Here is a 20,678-nt window from a genome sequence, read left to right as displayed (position 1 = left end):
TGTTGAAAAACCTGTGGCCATTTTCTTTTTCCGCAACGCGCATGAAAGTCCCGCATGACACTTCATTTGTACGATACGTATAGCCGCAGCCTGCGGCCGTTTGAACCCATCGCCCAGGGCCAGGCGGGCCTGTACGCCTGCGGTCCCACCGTCTACGATTACGCGCACATCGGCAACCTGCGCACCTATCTGTTCGTCGACGGCTTGCGCCGCGCGCTGGAATTCAACGGCTTGCAGGTGCGCCATGTGATGAACATCACGGACGTGGGCCATTTGACGTCGGACGCGGACAGCGGCGACGACAAGATCGAGGCGCGCAGCGCCCGCAGCGGCAAGTCGGCCTGGGACATCGCGGCGGAATTTACGCGCGCGTTCGAGGACGATCTGCGCCAGTTGAATATCCTGCCGCCCAGCGTCTGGTGCCGCGCCACCGACCACATCGCGGAACAGATCGCCTTCATCCGCGACCTGGAAGCGAAGGGCTATACCTACCGCACCGACGATGGCATCTATTTTGACACGACGCGCCAGGACGATTATGGCAAGCTGGCGCGCCTGAACCGCGACGGCCTGCAGGCGGGCAAGCGGGTGGAACTGGGCGAGAAGCGCGATATCTGCGACTTCGCGCTGTGGAAGTTCAGCGGCGTACCGGGTCAGCGGCAGATGGAGTGGGACAGCCCGTGGGGCCTGGGTTTCCCCGGCTGGCACATCGAATGCTCGGCCATGGCGGAAAAACACCTGGGCACGTATTTCGACATCCATTGCGGCGGCGAAGACCACGTGGCCGTCCACCACAGCAACGAGATCGCGCAGACCGAAGCGCGCCACGGCACGCGCCTGGCGAACTTTTGGCTGCATGGCGCCTTCCTCAAGACCCAGGATGCGAAGATGTCGAAATCCTCGGGCGACTTTTTGCGCTTGCACAGCCTGGTGGAGCAGGGCGTCGATCCGCTGGCCTATCGCTACCTGTGCCTGGGCGCCCATTACCGCAGCAGCCTCAATTTCACCGACGACGCCCTGCGTGCCGCCGCCAGCGGCCTGGCGCGCCTGCGCGTGGCCGTGCATGGCCTCGGTGCTGCGGACGGCGAGGCCGATCCTGCATGGCATGAGCGTTTCATGAGCTGCGTCAACGATGACCTGAACTTTCCGCGCGCGCTGGCCGTGGCCTGGGAGCTGCTGAAAAGCGATCTGCCCGACGGCGTGAAAAAGGCCACCATGGCCCGCTTCGATACGGCGCTGGGACTCGATCTGCTGGCCTGGCAGCCGGCACAGGTGGACGTGCCGCCGCCGGTGCTGGCATGGATGGCGCAGCGGGCCAGCGCCCGCGCGCAGCGCCAGTGGGCCGAGGCGGACCGTTTGCGTGCACTGGCGCGCGCGGCCGGCTATGACATCGACGATACGCCGCAAGGGCAACAGGCGCGGCCTTTGTGAAGATGTCCTGCATAATGGCCGCCTGATGACACTGGAGATGCCGTGAAGCGTCGTGTGCTGCTATTGAGTTGTTGCCTGGCCTTTTCTGCCGCGCAGGCGGCCAGCGAGTGTCCGGGCTTCCCAGCACTGGCTACATCGGGCGAGACGCTGCTGGCGCAAGTGCGCGCGCTGCCGCCCGTCGGTGTCGACCGCGAACGGCAGGCGTGCGCGCCGGCGACCGTCATCGACTTCGCCTACAGCGGCGGCACCTTGTGCCGCTTTGGCGGCGACGAGGGGACGGCCTATGCCGCGACGGCCGCCGTCACGCGCCTGGCCGATGGCGCTGAGCTGGTCGAATACCTGTATCTGTTCCCGTATGCGCCGGCCACGCACGCGCGCTTGCTGGCGCTGCTGGCCGCGCGTTTTACACCAGTCGACAAGGCGGCCTGGCCGGCCTTCCTGCAGGGGGCCACGCCGGGCAAGGAAACCACGGCCCTGTTCACGCATGGCGGCTTTTATATTTCGCTGGGCAAGCCCACCGAAGGCGATCCTGCCGCATGGTATTCGAACGTGATCTTTGAAAAGATGGACCAGCCCGCGCTGGGTGTACGCAAGGTGTGCCGGGAGGGGCGCGATGGCTGAAGCGCACGCCTTTCCAGCCGCATTGGCCGTCACGGTGACGCAGCTGCTGCCCGCGCTGGGCAGCAGCCGGGCACACCCGCCATTTGCCGTGTATCAGAATGGCGAGGCCTTGCTGATTCCGACGCGCACGTACTACGACCGCGAGCAGCTACTGGCCTGTACGCGGCTGGCAGGCGACGCTGGCGTGGTCGCCCTGTGCCTGGGCACGCGCCACCATGACGGCCATCTGCGCGAAGCGTGTGTCAGACAGCTGTTGCTGCAGGAGCGGGCGTGGACGGTGCCGTTCGTCGTGCACCTGTGCGGCGAATACGTGCTGGAGATTGTCGAGGTGATTGGCGCGGCGCTGCCGGCCTGGAATACGCAGGCGCTGGCGCGCTACCTGCGGGAAAACCCCACGTATGTGGCGACCCTGGAGCGGCGCAGCATCAGTTACTGGAGCTGCTACTACCGCGGGCAATATCCCGTGTGGGACGATTACCCGGGACGCAGGACCATGGCGGCCCTGCGTGCATTGCAGCAGCTTACGCCTCGATAAAGCGCATCTTGAAGCTGCGGCCCTTGATGTTGCCGAAGTCGCGGCCCAGGGAGTTACCGGCGTTGAGGCGCTTGAAGGCCGCTTCGGCCACCTTGCGGTCGAGCGCCACGTAGGTCATGAACTCGAACACGTTGATCTTGCCCACTTGCTCTTTGGTCAGACCAGCGTCACCCGTCAGCGCGCCCAGCAAGTCGCCCGGACGCAGCTTGTCCTTCTTGCCGCCCATGATGCACAGGGTGACCATCGGCGCCGGCAGCGCCTCGATCCCGTCATCTTCCGCCAGCTCCTTCAGGTCGTGCCATTCGGCGGCGCTGTTCTGGTACTGCTCGATCAGCTTGACCCATTTTTTCTCGTTCGGCGCGCACAGCGACAGGGCCAGGCCCTTCTTGCTGCCGCGGCCCGTGCGGCCGATGCGGTGGATGTGCACTTCCGTGTCTTTCGAGACGTCGACGTTGATCACGGCGCCCAGGTCGGAAATATCGAGGCCGCGCGCGGCGACGTCGGTGGCCACCAGCACGGAGCAGCTGCGGTTGGCGAACAGCACCAGGATTTCATCGCGCTCGCGCTGTTCCAGCTCGCCATACAGTGCCAGCGCGGAAAAGCCTTGCTGGCGCAGTTCGTCGGCCAGTTCGCGGCAATGCACCTTGGTGTTGCAGAAGGCCAAGGTCGATTCCGGCTTGAAGTGCTTGAGCAGCTTGCCGACGGCGCCATTGCGCTCGTCGAAGCCGATTTCATAGAAGCGCTGCTCGATCTTGTCGTTGTCGTGCTGCGCCTCGACCGTCACTTCCAGCGGATTGACGAGGAACGATGCCGTGGCGCGGCGGATGTCTTCCGGATACGTGGCCGAGAACAGCAGGGTCTGGCGGCGTGCGGGGCAGGCGCTGACGATGCCGGCGATTTCCTCGTAAAAGCCCATGTCCGTCATGCGGTCCGCTTCATCGAGCACCAGGGTCTGCACGTGGTTCAGGTTGATGGTGCCGCGGCCCAGGTGGTCGCGCATGCGGCCCGGCGTACCGACGACGATGTGGGCGCCGTGTTCCAGCGAGGCGATTTGCGGGCGCATCGGCGCGCCGCCCGTCAGGGTCAGGATCTTGATGTTGCCGGCCGCGCGGGCCAGGCGGCGCAGCTCATTGGCCACCTGGTCGGCCAGTTCGCGCGTGGGACACAGCACCAGGCCCTGCACGGCAAACCAGGCCGGATTGAGCTTGTGCAGGATGCCGATGCCGAAGGCGGCGGTCTTGCCGCTGCCCGTCTTGGCCTGGGCGATCAGGTCGCGGCCATCGAGCACCGCCGGCAGGCTTTGCGCCTGGATGGTGGTCATCTCGTGGTAGCCGAGCGAGTCCAGATTGGCCAAAAAGGCGGGCGTCAGCGGCAGGCTGGCAAAGGAATGGGTGGTGTCAGTGGTGGTGTTCATAGGGGCGGAGCCGGTAAAAAGCGGGTGGATGGGCACAGTCTACAGGCTTACGCCCTTGTGCGGTGGTGTGGAAGCCGGCGGCAAACGGCCGCCGGCATGGGATTAATTATCGGGCGCCCAGATGGGCAAGCCGGTGAGATCCAGGCCGGCGTCGCGCGTCCATACGGGCAGGCCCGTGGCGTCGGTCGGCTCCAGCAATTCGAGCTGCACCTGCTTCAAGGCCACCTTGCGCGCGCGCGTGCGGCGCTGCGGTTCCGGCGCCGGCTCTGGCGCCTCGTGCGCTGGCAGCGGGCCGAAGCCGGGCAAGTCGATGGTGGCGTTGTCTTTTTTATCTCTCATTTACTAACCTCTGTCCTTGGCCTGCGAAAGCCAAGGGGCGGGCAAGGTGCTGCCCGCCTATGTCTATACGCTTTAACTTCATCCACAAAACAAAAGCCCGGCTACTGGAGTCGGGCTCATTGTGAATATTATCGGCAGGGAAAGCAGACCTGCGGATTTAAGTGCGGCACGCAGTGTATCACAGGCGTGCCGCACCGTGTGGGGCGCCGTTGCTCAATTAACGGAAGCTCAGGGCGCCCGTCAAATCGCCGGGCGGCAGCGCGCCACGCGCCGCGAAGGCGTCGTTGCGCACTTTCAAGCCTTCGAGCAGCGGCAGGTCGTGCAGGCGCGTGATCAGGCGCAGGATCGACGTCGTGTCATAAAAACTGTGGTCGACGGCGCCTTTTTTCGCGTACGGAGAGACGACGATGGCGGGAATGCGCGTGCCCGGACCCCAGCGGTCGCCCTTCGGCGGCGCCACGTGATCCCACCAGCCGCCGTTTTCATCGAACGTGATCACCACGATCATGTCTTTCCACTGCGGCGATTCCTTCAGATGCTGGATGATGTTGGCCACATGCTGGTCGCCCGACTCGATATCCGAATAGCCGGCGTGCAGGTTCAGGTTGCCCTGCGGCTTGTAGAAAGTCACGGCCGGCAGCTTGCCCGCCACGGCGGCGGCGAGGAATTTGTTCGAGATCGGGCTGTCGCCCGTGCCGCCGTCGCGCAAATGTTCGGCGCGCGCCGCCGTGCCGGGCGCGAACTGCTTGAAGTAGTTCAGCGGCTGGTGGTGGAACTGGAAGTTCGGCTTGCTGCCGCCGCCCTTGTGGTCGAGCGCCGCTTGCCAGCCGCCGCCATACCACGCCCAGCTGACGCCTTTGCGCGACAGCAGGTCGCCGATGGTGTCATAGGTTTGCGGCGGCAGGGTGTTCGCGTCGGCCGGGTCGGCATGCAGCGGATCGCCGTCGAAGGCCGGGCGGACGTAACTCGGTTGATATGGCGGCGCCATGGTGTTGACGGCATAGCCGTCCGGCGTGAGGGCGCCGTCGTTGACGTACTTCGGCTTGCCGTCGAGCGCGGAGGCGGGGCAGTCGGGAGCAATCGCCAGGCGCACGCCTTGCGGACCGTCCGACAGCACGGCGATCTTTTTCTTCGCCGCCGTCTCGGCTGCATTGAAATATTCGTTGGCGCGGCCCGTGACGAGGAACTGGTGGTTCATGTAGGAGCCGCCGAAGGCCGCCATGAAGAAGTTGTCGCACAAGGTGTACTGTTCGGCGATCTGCCACAGGTTCAGGTTTTTCGACGTTTCGCCGTAATGGCCCATCACCAGGCCGCCGCTGTCGGCCCATGCGGCAAAGCCGTCGTTCTTGCCGCCATTGATCTGCATCTGGTTGTTATAGAAGCGGTGCACCAGGTCGCGCGTGATGATGCTCTCGGGCAGGGGCTTGCCGGCCGCGTCGCTCAATTTGTAGGGCGCGTTGGGCAGGCCGGAAATCTGCTCTTCCTTGATCAGGTAATCGATGCCGCCGATATTTTGCTGGTTCGGCACCAGGCCGCCCCAGATCTTCGGCAGGGTGGCCAGCGGCTTGCCATCGCGGTCCAGCTGCCGCGCCTGTTCCGCCGTGACGGCGGACAGGGGCGCGCTGGTGCCGGGGAAGTTGGCGAACAGGTTGTTGAAGCTGCGGTTTTCCAGGTAGATCACCACCACGTTCTTGACGTGGGCCTTGAGTTTCGCGTCGAGCGAACCCTTGGCGATGGTTTTCTTCGCGGGCGCGGCGTCGGCCAGCGCCGGCAGGCTGGCGGCCAGCCCGACTGCGGAAGCGGCCTGAAAAATGCGCCGGCGCGAGGGATTGGCGGGTTGGTCGGCCGGATCGGCTGGCAGGGCGGGGGCGAGGTCCTTCACACATTCTCCTTGGGTGTCATTCGTTTGCTGATGCGCGAAAATTGTATCACCGTGGCTTGGCAAATGTGAAATTTCACGGCGTGTCGCATGGATTCAAGCGTGCCTGGCCGGCGCATGAAAAGATGGGGCGTACGAATGGCGATGGTCGCCATGTTCGTGCCGCGCGCACGGCGTTACCGCATGGGCGTCTGCGCGCCCCGATACACGATCTATACACGCAGGGAGGCGTTCATGTGGCTAGTCTTGAAGTTGTTGCTGTTTATCTTTTTTATCCTGCCAGCCGCCCTGGGCTTGACGCTCATTTTTTTACCCTATTCCATTCCCGTTGTCCTGGGCCTTGTGTGGTGGTGGCGCTCGCGTGCGCGCGCGGCGCGCGCGCGGGACAAAGTCGTCAGCGTGGGAGGGATAGAGGGACGGACCTGGGTCCTGGAATCGGCGCGCTTCACGATGGAGCTCGATTATGCCAGCGCCCAGCTGCGCATCCAGTCCAGGGGCAAGCGCTTCTACGTTAGAACGGGAGCCAGATATCAGGTGCGGCGCGGCGCATTCGACGTGTTCTTGCCCGCTGAAGATATTTCCATGTATGCATCTGAAAATATGGTGGAGCATTACCTTACAAAATGGACGCCTTCAGTTGAAATCACCGATCGCGGCTTCGAACATGTGATCCTGGAAACACCGGACGGGGTGCATACGCAGGGAACGGGGCAATCTGATTTGACAATCACGTCAAAAATATTTTCGGGAAATACCTTGGCGGGACGGCGCTTGCGCGAAAGTGAGGCGCAGGGACCGTTTTCGGCAATCTTTCTGCGCATGCCGCTCGCTACGGCCGTGTGTGTCAAGGAAGAGTGGCAAAAGGCCCGCGCGCGGGTGCAGGAGATGCAGCGCCAGCGCCCGGTGGCGCCAAGCCCGGCATCGATGGGCTTATAGAACATTTTAATGTTTTCAAAAATGCCATTTTGCCGTGTTTTCATTGTATTATGGAAACTAATAAGCGCGGCGTCGTGATGCAGGCCTGACCAGGCAGACCGATGCCTGCGGCCCCATCATCGATGCTACAGGATGTCAGGAATGTCGAACTCGCTTGCGTATCACGTGGTTGTCCATGCATTGGAGGGGCGGGCCGGCTGGACACCCATGGCGCGCTTCGCTTCGGCCGTCTCGCACGTGATCCAGGGGCATTTGCCTTATCAGCGCTACCATGCCGCCGGCATGGCCAGGAGTCCCAAGGGATCGGCACCGGGCGTGATCGAACGCCTGGTGAATGACTTCCTGGCAACCGACATCAATCCCAGCTATCTGCTGCTCTCTTCATTCCGCCGCGAAGCCGACGTGTTCGTCGCATTCAATGCCTACAACCAGTCTGCGAACCTGGGCGTGCAGACCAGTCTTGGCGGGCGGGGTGCCGGCAATGTGGCGCGCGGCGCGACGCGCGCTTCCCGCGTGGCCGCCAGCGACCCCGATAGCTGCCGCCATGGCACCCTTGCCATCGTCGACACCATGCTGGCCACCACGCGCGCCAATGCGGCTGCGCCGGACGGCGCACCACAGCGCAGCCTGGGTACGCTTGCCCTGTTGTTGGGCATCGAATCGTCCACGGCGGCGGAAGTGGCGTTCGTCTTTGAAAGCGAAGGCCACCTCCCCATCAGCCAGCTTGCCGGCAGACTGGGTTGCCATCAGCGCACGCTGGAACGCCGATTGCGCGAAGCGGGCATGACGGCCGAGGCGCTGCGCCAGGCCGCGCGCCTCGTGCGTGCAGCGCACCGGCTACCGTCCGGGGATAGCCTGACGATGATCGCCGCCGACGAGGGCTTTTCCGATCTTGCCCACATGACGCGCGCCTTCCAGGCCGCTGCTGGGATGCCTCCCAGCCTGATCCGCAAACTGGGCAAGGGTCAGAACTGATACCGCACGGTCAACGCCACCTTGCGTGCCGGACCATGCATGCCCGAGTACCACCAGTCCGATACGGAAGCCGTGTAATGCTTGTCGAACAGGTTGGCCACGTTGACGGTGGCAGACAGCTTGTCGCTGACGTCGTAGCGCGCCATCAGGCTGGCCACCGAGTACGCCTTCTGTTCCCAGTGCAGGGTGCTGTTGATCTGCCACGCGTCGATGTCGGAATACACGCGGCTTTGCCAGTTCACGCCGCCGCCCAGCGTCAGGCGATGCAGCTCGCCGGGCAGGCGATACGTGGTCCACAGTTTCACCAGGTGGCGCGGGAAGGTGGTCAGGATCGCCTTGCCGCTATTGTTTTCCGTCTGGCTGTAAGACCACGATGCCGAGATGTTCCAGCTTGGGGTGATGGCGCCCGTCGCTTCCAGGTCCACGCCCTGGGTCCTGGCGCCCTTGATGGCGCGGTTGGCGGGATTGTTCGTGCCGGGTACGGTGTAGCCGGGATCTGATTCGGCCAGGTTGCTCTGGCGGATCTGGTACAGCGCGGCAGCCGTGTTCAGGCGGCCATCGAGCCAGCCGCTCTTGATGCCCGCTTCCAGTGTCTTGCCTTCGCGCGGCGCCAGCAGCTTGCCGTAGCGGTCTTGCGAGGCCTGCGGCTGGTAGATGGTGGAGTAGCTGGCGTAGGCGCTGTGCGTGCCGTCGATGTCGAACACCAGGCCGCCATACGGCGTGAAGACCCGGCTTTCCGAGGCTGGCGACGCGCTGTAAAAATTCACGGAAGGCGCGTCCGAGATGTAATTCTCGCTGTAGCGCAGCACTTTTGCGCCGGCGATCAGTTTCAGGCGCTCGGATAGGTTGAGGCGCGTGGCGGCATACGCGCTTGCCTGGCGGCGCGTGCTGTCGTAAGTGACGACGGCATTGCCAAACGCGGGTGTTGCCGTGCGGTTCCAGCGGTACAGGTTGGCGGGCGTGCTTGCGACGCCGCCGCCGAAGCGGCCATCCGTCGTGCTTTGGAATTCGCTGTAGTCCATGCCCAGCACCAGTTCGTGCTGGCGGCCGAACGCGCTGAACGGGCCGCGCACATTGACGTCCACGCTGTTGACCTGGAGCTGGTAATCGCGGTAGTCGGCATTCAGCAGCAGGCCGTCGCCCGTGGCCTGGTCGGGAAAGCCGCCACTCACGTCCAGGTAGATGGAACGCTCTTCTTGCGACGACTGCACGCGGTTGGCCGAGATTTTCAGCTTCCAGTCGTTCGCCAGGGCGTGTTCCAGGGTGGCGAAGAGGTCGGTCGAATTGGTGCCGAAGCGATTCGACTTGGCCGCCGGGCTGAAGGAGCGCGGCAGGTCCGTCATGGCGCCATTGCTGTAGAACAGGGGAAAGCCCAGGTAGGACAGCGAACCATTCGAGCGCTTGCGCTGGTGCGTGACGCCGGCGGTCAGCTTCGTGTCGCTGGACAGGTCCGCTTCGACCACGCCGTAGACCACTTTCTTGTCGCGGCTGTAGCCGTCGATGATGCCGTCGCCTTCCTCGTACACCGTCACCAGGCGGCCGCGCACGGTGCGCGCCTCGTTCAGCGGACCGGCGATGTCGGCCATGGCGCGCCGTTCATCGTAGGAACCCAGCTCGCCCTCGACGGACGCCTGGAACTGCGCCGTCGGCTTCTTGCGCACCATGTTGATGGCGCCCGAGGCGTCGCCCGCGCCCGTCATCAGGCCCGAGGCGCCGCGCAGCACTTCGATGCGGTCGTACAGCGCCATGTCGGCCAGGCTTTGCGACGGTATCGCATTGAGGCCGAGGTTTTCCGAATGCGTGCTGACGCCATCGAGCTGGTAATTGGTGATCGAATAGCCGCGCGACGTAAAGCCCGTGCGCTCGCTGCCCAGCGAGAACAGGGTGATGCCCGGCGTTTGCGCCATCACTTGCGCGATGGTGCTCAAGCCCTGGTCCTGCATGCGCTGCTGCGTGATGACGCTGACCGACTGCGGCGTTTCCCGGATCGACAGGCCCAGCGGCGTGGCCGTGGAAACCGGCAGGGCGGAGACGTACGTGCCCGAGCCTTCCGTCGCATCCTGCTGCGCCTTGACCGACACTTCCGGCATCATGGCGATGGCGTCCGCGCCGGATTCCGACAGGGCCGGGCGCAGCACATAGCTGCCATTGGCGCTGCGCTCGGCCTTCAGGCCCGTGCCGCGCAGCACGCCGTTCAGGGCCGCCAGCACCTCGTGGCGACCCGTGAGGCCTGCGGAGGTCTTGCCGCGCGTCTGTTCCGGCGTAAAGCTGAGGATGACCCTGGACTGGCTGGCGACCTGGCGCAGCGCCGCCGCCAGGTCGCCGGCCGGCACCTGGAAGTCGAGGCTGGCCGCCGCCGCAGCAGCCGCGCTTTCCTGCGCCAGGGCCGGCGCCTGGGCGTTCAGCAGCAGGGCCGAACCGATGCAGATGAACTGGATGGCATATGCCATGCGCTTGATGCGTGGCCTGGAAGAGAGAGCTTGGGACATGGTTACCTTGTGGTGTAGTCGTCAAAAAGAACGTTGCCTACACAGGTCACGCGAGAAACGAAAACGGGTACTTTTTTTGTGGCGGACTTAAAATAAATGCCTAGCGCTGCCGGCGCGCCTCCACCTGTACCCAGTAGCGCGTGCGCAGGCGCACGTCCACCGGCAGGGAGTCGGGCAGCGACAGCAGCACGGCGTCCAGGTCGGCCAGCGGGAAGACGCCGGAAATCCGCAGGCCGGCGACGGCGTCGTCGCAGCCCAGCAAGCCGTGGCGGTAGCGGCTCAATGCATGCAGGAAGTCGCGCAGCGGCATGGCGTCGGCCAGCAGCAAGCCCTGGCGCCAGGCCCAGATGTCGGGCGAGACGGCGTGCGCGGGCAAGACGCCTTGCGCCGTCATGCCGCCGCCCTGGCCCGCATGGATCACCCGGTTGCCGTCGCCATGGCGCGGCGTCAGCCGCACGGCGCCTTCCTCGACGGCGACCAGGGTATCGCCGTCCGCCTGGCGCACCGAGTAGCGCGTGCCCAGCGCCTGCGCCTGGCCATGCGCGGTATCGACGAGGAAGGGGCGGTAGGGCCGGCCCGTTTCGCGCGCGGTGGCGATGAACACTTCGCCCCGCACCAGTTGCAGCAGCCGTTGCGTGCCCGTAAAGCGGATATTCACGGCGCTGCCGCTGTTCAGGTGCAAACGGCTGCCGTCGGGCAGGGCCAGCTCGCGGCGCTCGCCCACGCCCGTGGCCATGTCGGCCAGTGCGGCGCGGGCCATGTCGGGTGCGTAGGGCGAGCGCGCGCCGAACCAGCCCGTGAGGCCGATGGCCGATACCCACGCCAGCAGCTGCAGGCTGTTGCGGCGCGAGATGGGCGAGGCAGGACGCCGTGCCAGCGCCGTGCGGCACGCCTGCGCATCGAGATCGCGCAAGCCGCCGCTGGCGCTTTCGATGTGTTTCCACGCCCGTTCATGGTCGGGGTGCGCCTGGCGCCACGCTTGCCAGGCCGTCCTTTCCGCCGGCGTGGTGGCGCCGCTCATCAGGGTGGTCAGCCATTCGGCCGCCTGCATGGCGATGGCCAGGTCGATGGGCTGGCCCAGTGCATGGACGGTGGCGGTGCGCATGTCAGGACGCGGCAAAATCGGGCACGGCAAAAAAGCACAGCAGATTGGCCTTGCTCAGGTATTTTTTGACGGAATGCGTGGTGGTGCCCAGTTCGGCGGCGATCTCGGCGTAGCTCATGCCGTCCAGGTGGGCCAGCAGGAAGGCGGCCCTGGCCTTGGCGGAGAGCTGGTCCAGCGCGCGGTCGATCATTTGCAGCGATTCGAGCAGGATGGACATCGCTTCCGGCGAGGGCGCGCAGGCTTGCGGCTGATGCCGCAGGGCGTCGAGGTAGGCCCGTTCCAGTTCTTCACGCCGGCAGTGATTGGCCAGCAGGCGCCTGGCGATGGTGGCCAGGAAGGGGCGCGGCTGCGCGATTTCAGCACTGCTGCGTGCAAGGAAAATCTTGAGGAAGGTATCCTGCGCCAGGTCGCCCGCCAGCCCCGCGTCGTGCAGGCGACGCTTCAGCCAGTGCAGCAGCCACGAGTGGTGCTCGGCATACAGGGCCTGGAAATCGGACGGCGGGGAAGGGGTGGACAGCATGGGTACAGTACGGCTTAATCTAAATGAGAATTGTTCTCATAATAGCGCAGCGGCGCACGCCAGGCAATCAGGAAAACGCGGCGTTGCTGAAATGCGACTGCGCGCCCGGGCCGCGTGCGGTGGTGGCTTTGCGCTGCCGCACGGCAGATGTAAAAGTTTCCTTGGCGCAAGCTTTCATGTGAGAAAATGCGGCTTGTCGATGTGGTGCGGAGCGCAAAATGATGTGGATGGTTGGCGGTGTCCTGGTTCTTTTGGTCGCCAGATTTTTATGGTTGGCCTTTTTCCATCGGGTCAACGCGATGTCGCGCCAGGCGGAACTGATGAACTGGCTCGACATCGGCCGGGTGTCGAATGCCGATGGTGGCAAGGATATTTTGTTGGCGAGAAATGAGCGCGGCGCCCGGATCGACTGGCGCACGGGCGAGGTCTGGTTGATGAATCCCAAGGTGGAGGAGCCGTTTGCCGATTTTCTCGCCGTCGAGCGCTGGCTGACGTTGCGCGAAATGCCGATGGCGGACAGGCCGGCGCCTGCCGCTCCTGCGCCAGCGGAGCCGGCACCGGCGCCTGAGCCAGGCCCCGTGCGCGATACCTTGCCGGCCTTCCAGCAAAAGGTCGATGCTTGCCTCGCCAAGGCGGAAGGCGGCCAGGAATTGCTGGAAACCAAGCAGGCTTTCGAGGCGGGCAGCGAGCCTTACCTCGAGGCATCGACGGAATTGAGCAAGACCGCGCTGGAGTTCGAAGTGTCGCCGGCGATGGTGGCCACGTTGCATATCAGCGCCTTTGCCGCCCTGGCTGAAACGGCGGGCGCCGACAAGCTGGAACGGGTGGCGGCCAGCCTGCACGCAGCGGCCAGGCAGATCCGGGCCAGCGTCACCGCGTAACAGTATCGACCCGGCCTGGAATGAAAAAACCGCTGCATCCCTTGCAGGAGTCAGCGGTTTTTATGTATTGGTTGCGGGGACAGGATTTTCTGCACTCTTGTGCAAGTCGTTGAATCTCAAGGGATTTTTTTTCGCCCCCGCGCGCTCAGTGTCACACCGAAAGCACCACCGTGGCCATATCCTCCCCGCGTCTCGGACGCACACCAGCAGGCATCTACTATTTCCGCCTCAAATCTGGCGGAACCGACCGCCGCATCTCGCTTCGCACAAGATGCGCTCACACTGCTAACATTGTCGCGTTGCAACTAAATTTAAACATAGAAAGAGCGCGCGCAATGAGCAATCCCAAAATATCGGATTTTAATTTTGACGCAGCAAGCTTGCGCGATTATGAGATAACACTCAAAGACGGCAGGACGATCAAAACGGACGGCAGCGAGGCCGATCACCTGCGCGCAATGCAGATGCTTGAAGCAATCGAACGCATTGGCCCTATTGACGTTGAAGACCAGCCCCCACGACCGCAGGCGCCCGCCGCCTTGCCGCCATCGCACAAGCTGACCGACGCCGCCAAGCTTTGGCTAGAAGAGTGCGGCGGCAAGAATGCCCCTCGCACCGTCGCCGCCAAGGGCTATCATGTCGCCAATTTCATCAAGCTAATGCCCGCACGGGCATGCGTTGACGACATCACGCGGGCGAAGATCGTCGAATACAAGCAAGCTCTAATCAAAGAGAAGCAGACACCGAAGACTATCGACAACAAGCTAATGAGCTTGTTCGACTTCTTCAAATATTTGAGCGCTCACGGCATGCACAGCGGCGCCGAGAACCCTGTGGCGGGTCTCTTCATGCTCACGAAGACAGAGCGAAAAAACAAGAACCAACCCTATGACCTTTTCACGCCCGACGACCTCGCCCGCTTCTTCGAGCCTGCAAGCTACCTCGCCGCGATGGTGGCCCCGGATACTTATTGGGGGCCGCTCCTTGGCCTTTTCACTGGTATGCGTATCAGCGAGGCCGCAGCGATCAAGCCCGACGATGTGAAGACCGTGGCGGGCGTGCATTATATTCACATCCCGCAATCGAAGACGAGCGCGGGGATTCGCAACGTCCCAATCTGCGAGAGTTTGATAGATTTGGGCCTCCTCGACTATGTTGCCGAAGTGCGCGCCGCAGGCGCTCCCCGACTGTTCCCGCATCGTGGCTTGGTCAATGAGTCTTACGCCAAGGAGCTATCCATCGCGATGCTTGCCCGACGCCGGGCGCTCAACATCGAAGACCCCAACGACCGGAAAAGCTTCCACTCTTTCCGCGTTGGGGTCTCGACAATGCTCGCCAACGAGGGCGCCAACACCATGCAAGCCATGAGAATCGTCGGCCACGCCGTGGGCGAGGGCGTCTCGACGCATGCGGGCTACGTCCGCGACCTTCCCGACCTCAAAAAGATAGCCGACCTTGTCCGCCATCCCATCGACCTTGCGGCGCTCAAATACTCCGGGCAATTCCGCGACTTCATCGCCAACCGCGCGAATTGGGCGGAGGTCAAGGCCGAGGCGAAAGCCGCCGACCTCGCTCGCCGCCGCGCGAATCGCGCCCGCCTCACCGGCGCCAAGGCCAAGCCATAGCCGCCCGCCGCCGCTCCAAGGCCGCTTTTGCGGCCTTTTTTTAACGTGCGGGCTATCCGAGGAAGTTCCCTTCACGCGTTTCGGCTTGCTCTGCCTCTTCCGTGAACATTTGCATGGCGCTCTCGAAAAGCGTGTGATCCACATTAGTAAATGGAAACAACGATCCATTTACACCAATCGTTTTTAATATTTCCCCGAGCGCTACAAGACAAGAAGCCCGCAAAGACGGGTCTGCTTCGAAAACAAAAAAACCATTTCCAAGTGCAACCGCCGCAACCGCCAATTTATGAGGACGCACGCCAAATTTTCCTTCAAAAATGTCCGGTGTTTGATCCCACACATGCGCGACTAGGTGGGTCGCTATTTTTGCGGGGTCATATTGAAAAATGCCAACTTTTGCCTGAATCTCAAAAAGATTTTGGACAACAACAGCGGCCTCACTTTTTTTAAAAGTGCTCTTTATTCCAGAAAAAAACCCCATGCTTGCTCCTCAAAAAAACAAATTGTAGCAGCTTGCAATTTCCGCAAGACAATAAACGCAGGATTTTTTCTTGGAAATTATGCGCGCTGCAATTATTTCCATCGAGAAAAGTTTGCCAGAGTGTCAGACTGTCAGAGCCGACGGCCACCCAGCCAACCTCTCACCGCTCAAAAATCCCGGCGCCCCTGCCGCGCCTTGATCGCTCCCGGCTCGATTTTTTGCCGCTCGTCCGATCTTTTTTCTGTGTCCGTCTTTCTTTACTATGTAGAGAAAAAACGAGGCCACGCAACAAAAAACGGCAAAAATTTGCAGTTTTTGCTGCTTTTCCATGTAATCTGTTGTGCGTTTGTTGAGGTTTTTTTTAGGCCATTTTCCGCTCATCGCCATAGGGGAAACCGGGACGAGCGGTCGATTTTAGGCAAAAAACCCCTACCCCCCCTCTCTGGGCGTTCGTTCCCATGTAATCTGAAAAATCCGCGTGTCTGCCAAATTCGAAAAATAACTGCACACAAATCAAAGATTACCGCTCGTCGGATTCCGTGTTGATAGGCCTTGCGTTATCTCAACAGTTTGAGAAGTTGAGAGGGCAAGAAAAACTCAACAAACGGAGAAATAAGAATGGCTTACAAACCGACAGCAAAGAGCGGCAAGGCAGTCCACGCGGCAGACGTTGCTAGCGAAGTTAAAAAGGCGATGCGTGAAATGTTTGCAGAGGCCGCAGGCAAAGGCCAGAGCGCCAAGAATTGGGCGGGTGGCGTCTCACTCGATGAACAAATGGAGGCGCTAAATTGGCGCGGCGATGCCGCAATCCCACCCGGCTCGCCCGTCCATGACATTCTCGAAGCTTTCAAGATGCACACAGATTTACCCCTGGATTTGTCTTTTCATTCATTCCTCTTCTTCTTGTCGAACTACCTGCTTAGCAATGGCGTCTCGATCAAAGTTGGCGGGCAACTAATCACCCCGGAATTGTGGACAGTCCTCCTCGCCCCAAGCGGCTCGGGAAAATCTTACTCGCTCTCACGCATCGCAACCCATGCACCAATCGGCGCTCGGGCAACTATCGAGGGCTTCGCAAGCGGCGCAAAACTTATCGAAATGATGCGCGACAACGAAGAAGCAGGCAAACCACAAGCATGGCTCGAAGACGAATTTGGGCAGAAACTCAAAGCTTTGGAGCAAGACGGAAACGCGCTCTTTGATGCCAAGGGCTATCTACTAAAAGCTTATGACGGCGGGCCACTCTCGCGAGCAACGAAAGCGGAAACCATCGAAGTCGCCCGCTCGAACATGTCCATTCTAGGCCTCAACGTGGACGAGACTTTTATGAAAATCCTGACAGCGGAAAGCCTTCTTGACGGCTTCGCCCAACGCTTCGCCTATGTCCTCGCAGAACGCGACCCGGAGCGACATTTTGCGGATTATCCGATTTATAGCAATGACGAAATCGAGAAAGTTACCGGGAGCGCATGGGCTAGAATTATGAGCGTCCCGCTGCATTCGCAATATGAATACAGCCCCGAAGCCCTCGACGCATACAAGCGCCACTTTACGACGATGGGGCGAATCATTGACGCGGGCAAAGGGTTGGATGTTAGTTTTTTCCGGCGTCTCATGCAGCGAAGCCACCGCCTCGCCTTGGCTTATCACATCATCCTTGGCGACGCCTCCGACAAGATTACAGTCGTCGATGTTGAGTGGGCCATGCGCCTAACGCGTCTACACATCGCCGACGCCGCCCGGCTCATCGCCAAGAAATCGCCCGACGCTAATGCCGCGCTAACGAAGGCTATGGCCCTCGAAAAAAGGCTAACGGGTAAAGGGGAGACGCTAACCCCCCGCAGCGTTCGGATAGGCATCCACGCCGCCCGCGACGATCAAGCCATGGCCGAGAACATCGTCGCCACACTCAAAAACATGCGCCAATAAGAAGCCCCACGCGGCCCCGCTCAGGGGCCGCTTTTGCCGTGCGTCGCCCAAGCTGTTGAGGTTCTTGCATTCTCTCAACAGTGTGAGAAGGTGAAGACAGCAACGGCGAGGCCGTGGCAACAAAAAAAGGAGCAACACATGAACGCAGACTATCAAGCCCTCATCGCCACCGGCCTCCCATTCCGCATCGCATCGCAAAATAACGGCTGGGCGCGGGCCTACATCGGCCCTTACTTCGCAACCTTTCGCAGCAACAACATGAACGCCGCAAAGCTTGAAAGCAGGGCGCCCGCCACCAAGGCTGGCACCCACTTGGGTGCCGCCCTTCGCAAACTGGTAGAAGATCGAGAGGCCATCTTCCGCGAGCTGGCCCGCCTCGAGCGTGCGGCACTTTCCCGAGCCATTCAAGCCGCAAAGCCTTAGCCCTCTAAGCCAACCCAAGGCGGCGCCTAGCGCCGCTCTTTCAACATCATGGAGGCCAGCATGGCTAAAAAAATCAATGAAAACTGGGCGCTCATCGAGAGCATGGGCTATACGATTCGAGAGGAGTGCTTTCGACACTACTTCACCGCCGTCCCCGGCGTTCCATCGGCCAACCGCCTTGCCTTGGGACTGTGGGTTTTTCTAAGCTCGCAAGCTCGTCGCAGCGTGGAGTCATCAGGGCTGGCGGCTTGGGCCGCAGCACGCAAGGGCGGCGTGCTTGATAGAGCCATGGCGACAATGATAGAAGACACCCCCGCCTTGCGGGCTGAACAAAGACGCCGCAACGCCTTGGCGGGCGTGCTCGTCTACGTCAATGAACATTGGGACTTTATCAAAAGAACGGGATGGCGCGGCTCTGATGGCCAAGCCCCACACGTCGCCGCTTTGCGGCACTACATGCATACATTCATGATTCTCCCGTTCGACGCGTTCGGGCCGCTTCAAGAGGTGGAGCCTTGGGCCACAGCCCCGAGAGGCTCAGCACTCGATAGCGCTCTGCTCGCGTTCATCGAAGCAACCCCGGCCCTGCTCGCCGAGCGTGAGCGGCGTGCACTGGCCGCAATCATCCCCGCAACACCCACAGCAACCCGCCGCCAATCCGGCAGGCTCTAACAAATCAAGGAGGCCAGCATGGCTAAGACAATTAATAAAAACTGGGCGCTCATCGAAAGAGCGGGCTACACAATCCAGCGAACGCTCGGCGGAAATTTTCCAGCGGAAAGATATGAAGCGATCACGCTACGCGATAGCATCGCTTGGCAAGTCGGCAACGCGAGCGGTTGGGATGCTTGCGTTTGCCTTCCCCTTATACTCGACGACTTGCTAACACAAAGCAATGCAGGGACTGATCTGAACAAGCAAACGCTGCGGGCCGTCATCACTGCGAAAAATATCGGATTCGGGAAACTCAACGCGGCGCAATGGCTCGCTGCAAAGCATTGCAGCGCCTGCGGCGATTGCCACGGCTATCTCTGCATCGCGTGCGCGAAAGCGATCATTACCCCCGCCCTCGCTCGCGAATGCAACGGCGAAGCGGCTTGGGCGGCGGCACGCAACGGCGGCAAACTCGACGCGGCCATGGCGACAATGATCGAGAACACCCCAGCCCTTCGGGCTGAGCGTGAGCGGCGCGCACTGGCCGCAATCATCCCAACCACACCCACGCCCACCCGCCGCCAAGGCGGCAGGCTCTAACAACAAGGAGACACACATGGAAAACAGATCAATCAATGAAAATTGGGAAATCATCGACGCTGCGGGGTGGAGCCTATCGCTTACCCTCGACCCGCTGACAGGAGTGTTTGAGCTTCGCACTTTCGACCCGCTCGGCCCGTGGCAATCCCTTTTTGCTCTCGAATTTCCCTTCTATATTCAACTCTCGATGACAAAAGAAATTGCCCGGCTCGGGGAAGCGTGGGCAGATTTACACTTCGCAAACAAGAGAGCGACAGCCGCAAAAAGGCGGCTCCTACGTCTTGCCCTTCCGCTGATAGCGGCATGGGGCTATGACGCCATCAACCCCGCCCCCGCTGGCTTCCACTGCATAAACTTCCTAGCCGAAGAGGCCGCGATCACAATCAGCGACGAACATAACCGCCTACGCCACGTCGTCGCGGGCTGCGAGATAGACAAAGCTATGGCCGAAATGATCGCCGAGAATGCAGCGCTTTCAGCAGAGAGAGACCGCCGCGCCTTGGCCGCACTCATCCCCGCAAGACCAGCACCCGCCCGCCGTTCTGGCTGGCTCTAATACCAACAAAAAGGAGCGACAAACATGAAGACCAACAAGAGGCCAAACAAAGCCCAAGGCTATACACTGATCGAAATTCTGCTAGTCCTCGCAGGCGTCTCGGCGATCACCGTCGGAGCCATCCGGCTCGGCGGCGTAGTCTCGCAGCGCTCAAACATTGCCACGGCCACGGCAACGGCCCGCAGCATCATCACGGGAATGGATGCACGCTATTCGACGACTGCAAACTACTCTGGAGCGGGAGCGGAGCCGCCCACATTCGTCGATGGCGTCAAGATCGACGGCAATGCAATTTTAACGCCGTGGGGCCTGGCGACGCTATTAGCGGAATCCGATCAACGTCCCGGCGACCGTTGGAGCGTCACTTTTGACAGCATCCCTCGCGACGCCTGTGCTGCTTTTGTCGTGCAAGCCTCGCCGCTTTTTGCGTTCACCGGCATCAACATGCAAGGCAACACCGCAAAGGAGGGCGAAGCCGTCGCGCCCGATGAGGCCGCGCACTACTGCAATCAAGCCGTGAATTCCGTGCAATTTTTAGCGCTCTCTCTGACTACCCGAGCCGCAAGCGTCAATCCGCTTTGGGCGAACGTGGTGCCGTCATCGCTGCCGCCATGGATAGCCCCACCGCCAGCGATCACCGACGGCGGCGGCTGGACTGCCGGGGGCGATGAATCAACGACGCTCTACCCACTTCCCACCCCCACGCCGATACCCCCGGCGGGGGTGTGGCAAGGTCATCCGACACGGCCAACGGAACCCGAGCCGACACCAGCCCCAACCCCGACACCAACACCCACCCCAACAGCCCCACCGAAATGCGACGAGCAAAGCCAGCCGGGACAGGATTTTGGCAATAATTTTTGCGTCGATAAGCCGACGCCAGCCCCCACACCAACCCCGACGCCCGCACCTTTCTGCGTCGCCATCAAGCCCATGCAAACGGGGACGCTATATCAGTGCAAAGACGCCAACGGTGGCACGTATTACACAGAAGAGCCATCAATTCCCGAGCCTGTCCTGCTCTGCCCCCTTGTGAGCGGATTCGACGGCACAATTGGAAAGAGCTACTCGCCTTGTCTCGTCAATAACGGCTCAACGGGCTATCCGAAAGGCGAAACATACACATGCACAGCGACGGGTTGGAAGCATAGCTTTTCAAACTCAAACATCATGCTTTTGTGTGAGTAAAGCGGTCGAGCAAATACCGCCGCCGCCTTGAAGCGGCGGCGGTCTTTTCGAAATCTACAGACGAAAAAAAAGCCGCGTGAGCGGCTTTTTTGCTGGC

22 protein-coding genes are annotated in these 20,678 nt (G+C 61.7%); 13 read left to right on the top strand and 9 right to left on the bottom strand.

The window, feature by feature from the left end:
- Positions 1–54 precede the first annotated feature (54 nt).
- From cysS to ACP7DW_RS26220, 3 genes are read left to right on the top strand one after another with little or no spacing between them, the layout of a single operon-like run.
- The gene (gene cysS, locus ACP7DW_RS26230; RefSeq protein WP_426057356.1) at positions 55–1,431 is read left to right on the top strand and encodes a cysteine--tRNA ligase; all 1,377 of its coding nucleotides are present in this window, start codon (positions 55–57) and stop codon (positions 1,429–1,431) included.
- A 42-nt stretch (positions 1,432–1,473) separates the two neighbouring features.
- A complete protein-coding gene (locus tag ACP7DW_RS26225) occupies positions 1,474–2,052 on the top strand; it encodes a hypothetical protein (RefSeq protein WP_426057357.1) in 579 nt (192 codons plus the stop codon).
- The gene (locus ACP7DW_RS26220) at positions 2,045–2,587 is read left to right on the top strand and encodes a hypothetical protein (RefSeq protein WP_426057358.1); all 543 of its coding nucleotides are present in this window, start codon (positions 2,045–2,047) and stop codon (positions 2,585–2,587) included. The genes ACP7DW_RS26225 and ACP7DW_RS26220 overlap by 8 nt, the downstream gene beginning before the upstream one ends.
- Here the strand turns inward: ACP7DW_RS26220 and dbpA are convergent.
- From dbpA to ACP7DW_RS26205, 3 genes are all read right to left on the bottom strand, one after another.
- Complete coding sequence (gene dbpA / locus ACP7DW_RS26215; RefSeq protein WP_426057359.1) at positions 2,574–4,001, bottom strand: ATP-dependent RNA helicase DbpA; 1,428 nt, start codon at positions 3,999–4,001, stop codon at positions 2,574–2,576. The two genes, ACP7DW_RS26220 and dbpA, sit on opposite strands and share 14 nt — an antisense overlap.
- Before the next feature lie 102 nt (positions 4,002–4,103).
- Positions 4,104–4,340, bottom strand: coding sequence for a hypothetical protein (locus ACP7DW_RS26210; protein WP_071078230.1), 237 nt, complete (start codon positions 4,338–4,340; stop codon positions 4,104–4,106).
- A gap of 217 nt (positions 4,341–4,557) precedes the next feature.
- The gene (locus tag ACP7DW_RS26205; RefSeq protein ID WP_426057360.1) at positions 4,558–6,222 is read right to left on the bottom strand and encodes an acid phosphatase; all 1,665 of its coding nucleotides are present in this window, start codon (positions 6,220–6,222) and stop codon (positions 4,558–4,560) included.
- A gap of 135 nt (positions 6,223–6,357) precedes the next feature.
- On the opposite strand from ACP7DW_RS26205, the gene ACP7DW_RS26200 reads away from it, so the two are divergent.
- The gene (locus ACP7DW_RS26200; RefSeq protein WP_426057361.1) at positions 6,358–7,155 is read left to right on the top strand and encodes a hypothetical protein; all 798 of its coding nucleotides are present in this window, start codon (positions 6,358–6,360) and stop codon (positions 7,153–7,155) included.
- 141 nt (positions 7,156–7,296) lie between these two features.
- Complete coding sequence (locus tag ACP7DW_RS26195; RefSeq protein ID WP_426057362.1) at positions 7,297–8,130, top strand: helix-turn-helix domain-containing protein; 834 nt, start codon at positions 7,297–7,299, stop codon at positions 8,128–8,130.
- Here ACP7DW_RS26195 and ACP7DW_RS26190 read toward each other — a convergent pair.
- From ACP7DW_RS26190 to ACP7DW_RS26175, 4 genes are all read right to left on the bottom strand, one after another.
- The gene (locus tag ACP7DW_RS26190; protein ID WP_426057363.1) at positions 8,121–10,619 is read right to left on the bottom strand and encodes a TonB-dependent siderophore receptor; all 2,499 of its coding nucleotides are present in this window, start codon (positions 10,617–10,619) and stop codon (positions 8,121–8,123) included. The genes ACP7DW_RS26195 and ACP7DW_RS26190 overlap by 10 nt on opposite strands.
- A 100-nt stretch (positions 10,620–10,719) precedes the next feature.
- On the bottom strand, positions 10,720–11,724 hold the full coding sequence (locus tag ACP7DW_RS26185) for a FecR domain-containing protein (RefSeq protein ID WP_426057364.1): 1,005 nt from the start codon (positions 11,722–11,724) through the stop codon (positions 10,720–10,722).
- Between the two features lies 1 nt (position 11,725).
- Positions 11,726–12,244: a sigma-70 family RNA polymerase sigma factor gene (locus ACP7DW_RS26180; RefSeq protein ID WP_426057365.1), complete on the bottom strand. Its 519-nt coding sequence runs from the start codon at positions 12,242–12,244 to the stop codon at positions 11,726–11,728.
- A gap of 67 nt (positions 12,245–12,311) precedes the next feature.
- Positions 12,312–12,581 carry a hypothetical protein gene (locus ACP7DW_RS26175; RefSeq protein WP_426057366.1) on the bottom strand — a complete coding sequence of 90 codons (270 nt, stop codon included), beginning with the start codon at positions 12,579–12,581 and terminating at the stop codon, positions 12,312–12,314.
- On the opposite strand from ACP7DW_RS26175, the gene ACP7DW_RS26170 reads away from it, so the two are divergent.
- Together ACP7DW_RS26170 and ACP7DW_RS26165 are read left to right on the top strand one after the other, a co-directional pair.
- Positions 12,565–13,125 (top strand): hypothetical protein, encoded by a 561-nt coding sequence (locus tag ACP7DW_RS26170; RefSeq protein ID WP_426057367.1) that lies wholly within the window; start codon positions 12,565–12,567, stop codon positions 13,123–13,125. The two genes, ACP7DW_RS26175 and ACP7DW_RS26170, sit on opposite strands and share 17 nt — an antisense overlap.
- Before the next feature lie 335 nt (positions 13,126–13,460).
- Complete coding sequence (locus ACP7DW_RS26165) at positions 13,461–14,750, top strand: tyrosine-type recombinase/integrase (RefSeq protein WP_426057368.1); 1,290 nt, start codon at positions 13,461–13,463, stop codon at positions 14,748–14,750.
- A 52-nt stretch (positions 14,751–14,802) separates the two neighbouring features.
- Here ACP7DW_RS26165 and ACP7DW_RS26160 read toward each other — a convergent pair whose 3' ends face one another.
- Complete coding sequence (locus ACP7DW_RS26160; RefSeq protein WP_426057369.1) at positions 14,803–15,231, bottom strand: hypothetical protein; 429 nt, start codon at positions 15,229–15,231, stop codon at positions 14,803–14,805.
- A gap of 123 nt (positions 15,232–15,354) precedes the next feature.
- On the bottom strand, positions 15,355–15,561 hold the full coding sequence (locus ACP7DW_RS26155) for a hypothetical protein (protein WP_426085245.1): 207 nt from the start codon (positions 15,559–15,561) through the stop codon (positions 15,355–15,357).
- A gap of 288 nt (positions 15,562–15,849) precedes the next feature.
- Here ACP7DW_RS26155 and ACP7DW_RS26150 point away from each other — a divergent pair, with 288 nt between their 5' ends.
- The 6 genes from ACP7DW_RS26150 (at position 15,850) to ACP7DW_RS26125 (ending at position 20,581) form a co-directional block, all read left to right on the top strand.
- Positions 15,850–17,160 (top strand): DUF3987 domain-containing protein, encoded by a 1,311-nt coding sequence (locus tag ACP7DW_RS26150; RefSeq protein WP_426057371.1) that lies wholly within the window; start codon positions 15,850–15,852, stop codon positions 17,158–17,160.
- Between the two features lie 138 nt (positions 17,161–17,298).
- Positions 17,299–17,583 (top strand): hypothetical protein, encoded by a 285-nt coding sequence (locus ACP7DW_RS26145; protein ID WP_426057372.1) that lies wholly within the window; start codon positions 17,299–17,301, stop codon positions 17,581–17,583.
- Between the two features lie 60 nt (positions 17,584–17,643).
- Positions 17,644–18,255, top strand: coding sequence for a hypothetical protein (locus tag ACP7DW_RS26140; protein WP_426057373.1), 612 nt, complete (start codon positions 17,644–17,646; stop codon positions 18,253–18,255).
- Between the two features lie 18 nt (positions 18,256–18,273).
- Positions 18,274–18,837, top strand: a complete 564-nt coding sequence (locus tag ACP7DW_RS26135) for a hypothetical protein (RefSeq protein ID WP_426057374.1) — start codon at positions 18,274–18,276, stop codon at positions 18,835–18,837.
- A 16-nt stretch (positions 18,838–18,853) separates the two neighbouring features.
- Positions 18,854–19,393 (top strand): hypothetical protein, encoded by a 540-nt coding sequence (locus tag ACP7DW_RS26130; protein WP_426057375.1) that lies wholly within the window; start codon positions 18,854–18,856, stop codon positions 19,391–19,393.
- A gap of 24 nt (positions 19,394–19,417) precedes the next feature.
- Positions 19,418–20,581 (top strand): hypothetical protein, encoded by a 1,164-nt coding sequence (locus tag ACP7DW_RS26125; protein WP_426057376.1) that lies wholly within the window; start codon positions 19,418–19,420, stop codon positions 20,579–20,581.
- Positions 20,582–20,678 lie beyond the last annotated feature (97 nt).

It is taken from the genome of Janthinobacterium sp. PSRC1-1 (assembly GCF_049897525.1).
Classification (GTDB): domain Bacteria; phylum Pseudomonadota; class Gammaproteobacteria; order Burkholderiales; family Burkholderiaceae_D; genus Janthinobacterium; species Janthinobacterium tructae.
Note: the sequence above shows the minus strand (reverse complement) of the source record. Positions and strands in the feature narration are given on the sequence as shown.

What these genes read in the sequence shown, in the direction of transcription:
- ACP7DW_RS26135 (WP_426057374.1), top strand. Translation starts at nt 18,274, where the DNA reads ATGGCTAAGACAATTAATAAAAACTGGGCGCTCATCGAAAGAGCGGGC.
- ACP7DW_RS26155 (WP_426085245.1), bottom strand. Translation starts at nt 15,561, where the DNA reads ATGGAAAAGCAGCAAAAACTGCAAATTTTTGCCGTTTTTTGTTGCGTG.
- ACP7DW_RS26190 (WP_426057363.1), bottom strand. Translation starts at nt 10,619, where the DNA reads ATGTCCCAAGCTCTCTCTTCCAGGCCACGCATCAAGCGCATGGCATAT.
- ACP7DW_RS26195 (WP_426057362.1), top strand. Translation starts at nt 7,297, where the DNA reads ATGTCGAACTCGCTTGCGTATCACGTGGTTGTCCATGCATTGGAGGGG.
- ACP7DW_RS26220 (WP_426057358.1), top strand. Translation starts at nt 2,045, where the DNA reads ATGGCTGAAGCGCACGCCTTTCCAGCCGCATTGGCCGTCACGGTGACG.
- ACP7DW_RS26125 (WP_426057376.1), top strand. Translation starts at nt 19,418, where the DNA reads ATGAAGACCAACAAGAGGCCAAACAAAGCCCAAGGCTATACACTGATC.
- ACP7DW_RS26140 (WP_426057373.1), top strand. Translation starts at nt 17,644, where the DNA reads ATGGCTAAAAAAATCAATGAAAACTGGGCGCTCATCGAGAGCATGGGC.
- ACP7DW_RS26200 (WP_426057361.1), top strand. Translation starts at nt 6,358, where the DNA reads ATGGCGATGGTCGCCATGTTCGTGCCGCGCGCACGGCGTTACCGCATG.
- ACP7DW_RS26180 (WP_426057365.1), bottom strand. Translation starts at nt 12,244, where the DNA reads ATGCTGTCCACCCCTTCCCCGCCGTCCGATTTCCAGGCCCTGTATGCC.
- ACP7DW_RS26150 (WP_426057371.1), top strand. Translation starts at nt 15,850, where the DNA reads ATGGCTTACAAACCGACAGCAAAGAGCGGCAAGGCAGTCCACGCGGCA.
- ACP7DW_RS26165 (WP_426057368.1), top strand. Translation starts at nt 13,461, where the DNA reads ATGAGCAATCCCAAAATATCGGATTTTAATTTTGACGCAGCAAGCTTG.
- ACP7DW_RS26160 (WP_426057369.1), bottom strand. Translation starts at nt 15,231, where the DNA reads ATGGGGTTTTTTTCTGGAATAAAGAGCACTTTTAAAAAAAGTGAGGCC.
- ACP7DW_RS26175 (WP_426057366.1), bottom strand. Translation starts at nt 12,581, where the DNA reads ATGTCGAGCCAGTTCATCAGTTCCGCCTGGCGCGACATCGCGTTGACC.
- ACP7DW_RS26145 (WP_426057372.1), top strand. Translation starts at nt 17,299, where the DNA reads ATGAACGCAGACTATCAAGCCCTCATCGCCACCGGCCTCCCATTCCGC.
- ACP7DW_RS26130 (WP_426057375.1), top strand. Translation starts at nt 18,854, where the DNA reads ATGGAAAACAGATCAATCAATGAAAATTGGGAAATCATCGACGCTGCG.
- ACP7DW_RS26170 (WP_426057367.1), top strand. Translation starts at nt 12,565, where the DNA reads ATGAACTGGCTCGACATCGGCCGGGTGTCGAATGCCGATGGTGGCAAG.
- ACP7DW_RS26210 (WP_071078230.1), bottom strand. Translation starts at nt 4,340, where the DNA reads ATGAGAGATAAAAAAGACAACGCCACCATCGACTTGCCCGGCTTCGGC.
- cysS (WP_426057356.1), top strand. Translation starts at nt 55, where the DNA reads ATGACACTTCATTTGTACGATACGTATAGCCGCAGCCTGCGGCCGTTT.
- dbpA (WP_426057359.1), bottom strand. Translation starts at nt 4,001, where the DNA reads ATGAACACCACCACTGACACCACCCATTCCTTTGCCAGCCTGCCGCTG.
- ACP7DW_RS26185 (WP_426057364.1), bottom strand. Translation starts at nt 11,724, where the DNA reads ATGCGCACCGCCACCGTCCATGCACTGGGCCAGCCCATCGACCTGGCC.